This is a genomic window from Methylobacterium sp. WL103 (assembly GCF_008039885.1).
GTDB lineage: Bacteria > Pseudomonadota > Alphaproteobacteria > Rhizobiales > Beijerinckiaceae > Methylobacterium > Methylobacterium cerastii.
Genome location: NZ_VRUX01000529.1, coordinates 1 through 2,930, shown reverse-complemented (window position 1 = coordinate 2,930; position 2,930 = coordinate 1). Strand labels below are relative to the sequence as shown.

Below are 2,930 nucleotides of genomic sequence, written 5' to 3'. Positions count from 1 at the left end.
GAGCACGGCCCCGCTCAAGGCGGCCGACGACGCGGTGCGGCTCGACACCACCCATCTCGACGCCGACGAGGCCTTCGCCGCGGCCCGCGCCGTGGTCGACCGGGCCCGCTCGCAGTAACGGCCTGACCCAGGCGTCGGGAAACGCCGCGACCGGGGACGCTCGCCTTTGCGCGATCGACGGCCCCCATCGCCCCCTGAGAAGAAGGCCCCGCTGCCGCTCCTCGTCGCGGTGACGATGACCGGGACCGTGGCCCTGCACGTCTTCGTGCCGACGCTTGTGGCGGCGGCAGCCGACCTCGGGACGACGCCGGCGGCGGCACAGCTGACCATCACCCTCTACCTCGTCGGGCTCGCGGGCGGGCAGCTCGTTTACGGACCGCTCTCCGACCGGTTCGGCCGCCGGCCGGTGCTGCTCGGCGGCCTGTCGCTCTACCTGCTCGGGCTGCTCCTTGCGATCCCGGCGCAAAGCATCGGCGTCCTCGTCGTCGCGCGCATCCTGCAATCGCTCGGGGCCTGCGGGTCGCTGGTGATCGGCCGGGCGATGGTGCGCGACGTCTCGACCAGCGCCGACGCCACGCGCAAGCTCGCGATCCTGACGCTCGCGATGACGCTGACGCCGGCCCTGGCCCCGGGCCTGGGCGGCTTGATCTCGGATGCCTTCGGCTGGCGGGCGGTGTTCGTCGCGCTCGCCGCCCTCGTCGCGGTGCTCGGCATCCTCGTCCTCGTGCTGCTGCCCGAGACCAACCGCCACAAGACGCCACTGCCGGGAATCGGGGCGATGGCCGCCGGCTATCTTCGGCTGCTGCGGAACCCGACCTTCCGCGCCTACGTCATGGCCGGGTCGTGTGCTGGGACCAGCCTCTACGCCTTCCTGGCGGTGGCGCCGTTCCTCCTGGTCGATCGCCTCGGGCGCTCGACGCAGGAGGTCGGGCTCGATTGCCTGATCGTGGTGTTCGGCATGGTCGCAGGCGCGACCCTGGCGAGCCGGCTCGCCGGCCGCGTCCCGATCCTGCGGGCAGCCCGCAGCGGGAACTGTCTGTGCCTCGCGGGCGCCGCCTCGCTGCTCGCGATCGACCAGGCGGGCGGGCTCTCGGTGACGAGCCTGATCGCGCCGCTCGTGCTGTACGCGGTCGGCGTCGGGCTGCTCGGCCCCAACGCGGTCGCCGGGCTGATGAACGTCGACCCGCATGCGGCCGGCTCCGCCTCCAGCCTCTACGGCTTCCTGCAGATGGCCTTCGGTGCCGGCTTCACCCTGGTCGTCGCCGCCTGGCACGACGCCTCGGCGACGCCGGTGGCGGCGACGCTGCTCGGCGCGGCGCTAATCGCGTCCCTGGCCCTGCGGCGAGCCTAACCGCCGGTCATCGGCGGGAAGAACGCGATCTCCCGGGCGCCCGCGATCGAGGCGTCGGGCTTAGCGTGCACCTTGTCGATCGCGGCGCGGACCACGCCGTCCTTCTCGAAGGCGTAGGCATATTCCTCGCCGCGCCCCTTCAGCCAGCCGATGAGGTCCCCCACCGTCGCCACCTCGGCCGGCGGCGTCACGGTCTCCTCGGGGCGCCCGACGCGCTCGCGGACCCAGGCGAAATAGACGAGCTTCATGGTTCGGTTTCCTGGTCCGACGCCGGCCCCAGCGGGACGGGCGCCGAGCTACCCCCTCTCCCCCTGGGAGAAGGGACTAGCAACTTATTTGGGGATCTTATCGCGGATCGTCGATGACGTGCTTGATGCCCGCGCGCATGTAGTCCCAGCCGGTCCAGAGCGTCAGGGCGGCGGCGAGCCAGAGCAGGACGAGGCCGATCCGCTCGGTGCCGGGCAGGATCGTCTCGCCCGCCGGTCCCGCGACAAGGAAACCCAAAGCCACGAGCTGCACCGTGGTCTTCCACTTGGCGACCTTGCTCACCGGCACGCCAACCTTCAGCTCGGCGAGGTATTCGCGAAGCCCGGAGACCAGCACCTCGCGGCACAGGATCACGATCGCTGCCCAGACGGAGGAGCCGACGATGGTGCGGTCGGCCACCAGCATCAGCAGGCAGGCGGCCACCAGCAGCTTGTCGGCGATCGGATCGAGCATGCGCCCGAGCGCCGAACTCTGCGCGTAGGCGCGGGCGACGTAGCCGTCGAGGTAGTCGGTGATCGCTGCGAGCACGAAGACCGCGAAGGCTGTGAAGCGCATCGCGGTCGAGTCCGGCCAGAACAGCAGCGCGACCATCACCGGGACGGCGACCAGGCGGCCGTAGGTCAGGCAGTTCGCGAGCGTCCAAGCCTGCGACCGGCGTCGGGGGAGGACGGCGTTCATCGCGCCGGTGAAATCATGCGCCTGCGCGAGCGTCAACCGTTCCGACGAATCCCCGATGCGATCGCTCATTCTCAGCCTCCCGCTCCGCTCATGCCTCAGCCCCCCGCATGGAAGAAGTCGTAGACGGCGCGCGCGGTAGCGGCGTTGACGCCGGGCGTCTTGGCGAGGTCCTCGTAGGCCGCCCGCTCGATCGCCTTCACGGTGCCGAACTGGTGCAGGAGCGCGCGCTTGCGGCTCGGCCCGATGCCCGCGATCTCGTCGAGCGGGTTGCGCACCAGCTCCCGCTTGCGCTTGGCCCGGTGGGTCCCGATGGCGAAGCGATGCGCCTCGTCGCGCAGGCGCTGCACGAAGTAGAGGGTCGGGTCGCGCGGCGGCAGCTTGAACGGCGGGCGGCCCGGTACGAAGAAGGTCTCGCGGCCGGCGTCGCGGTCGCGCCCCTTGGCGATACCGACCAGCGCCACGTCGGCGACTCCGATCTCCTCCAGGGCCTTTCGCGCGGCGTCGAGCTGGCCCTTGCCGCCGTCGACGAGCACGAGGTCGGGCCAAGCGGGGAACGCGTCGGCCTCTTCGGGCGGTTCGGGCGCCGGCTCCGGCGCGCCGCTCTCGCTCGCCGCGACCGCGGCCTGCGCGGGGG

General features: G+C 71.8%; 4 protein-coding genes and 1 pseudogene. 2 read left to right on the top strand and 3 right to left on the bottom strand.

What is annotated here, in order from left to right:
• Together FV222_RS31440 and FV222_RS21805 are read left to right on the top strand one after the other, a co-directional pair.
• Positions 1-118, top strand: a pseudogene (locus FV222_RS31440) (cytidylate kinase); the annotation flags it as partial.
• A 48-nt stretch (positions 119-166) separates the two neighbouring features.
• Positions 167-1,351, top strand: coding sequence for a multidrug effflux MFS transporter (locus FV222_RS21805; RefSeq protein WP_281406905.1), 1,185 nt, complete (start codon positions 167-169; stop codon positions 1,349-1,351).
• On the opposite strand, the gene moaD is transcribed toward FV222_RS21805, so the two are convergent.
• The 3 genes from moaD to FV222_RS21790 all read right to left on the bottom strand — a co-directional run.
• Positions 1,348-1,599 carry a molybdopterin converting factor subunit 1 gene (gene moaD / locus FV222_RS21800; RefSeq protein WP_147764023.1) on the bottom strand — a complete coding sequence of 84 codons (252 nt, stop codon included), beginning with the start codon at positions 1,597-1,599 and terminating at the stop codon, positions 1,348-1,350. The genes FV222_RS21805 and moaD overlap by 4 nt on opposite strands.
• A gap of 97 nt (positions 1,600-1,696) precedes the next feature.
• Positions 1,697-2,296 carry a CDP-diacylglycerol--glycerol-3-phosphate 3-phosphatidyltransferase gene (gene pgsA / locus FV222_RS21795; protein WP_147753593.1) on the bottom strand — a complete coding sequence of 200 codons (600 nt, stop codon included), beginning with the start codon at positions 2,294-2,296 and terminating at the stop codon, positions 1,697-1,699.
• Positions 2,297-2,391: 95 nt separating this feature from the next.
• A partial coding sequence (locus FV222_RS21790; RefSeq protein WP_246685593.1) for a helix-hairpin-helix domain-containing protein occupies positions 2,392-2,930 on the bottom strand: 539 nt, incomplete at its 5' end.

Coding starts and splice junctions, on each gene's coding strand:
- pgsA (WP_147753593.1), bottom strand. CDS start 2,296: ATGAACGCCGTCCTCCCCCGACGCCGGTCGCAGGCTTGGACGCTCGCG.
- moaD (WP_147764023.1), bottom strand. CDS start 1,599: ATGAAGCTCGTCTATTTCGCCTGGGTCCGCGAGCGCGTCGGGCGCCCC.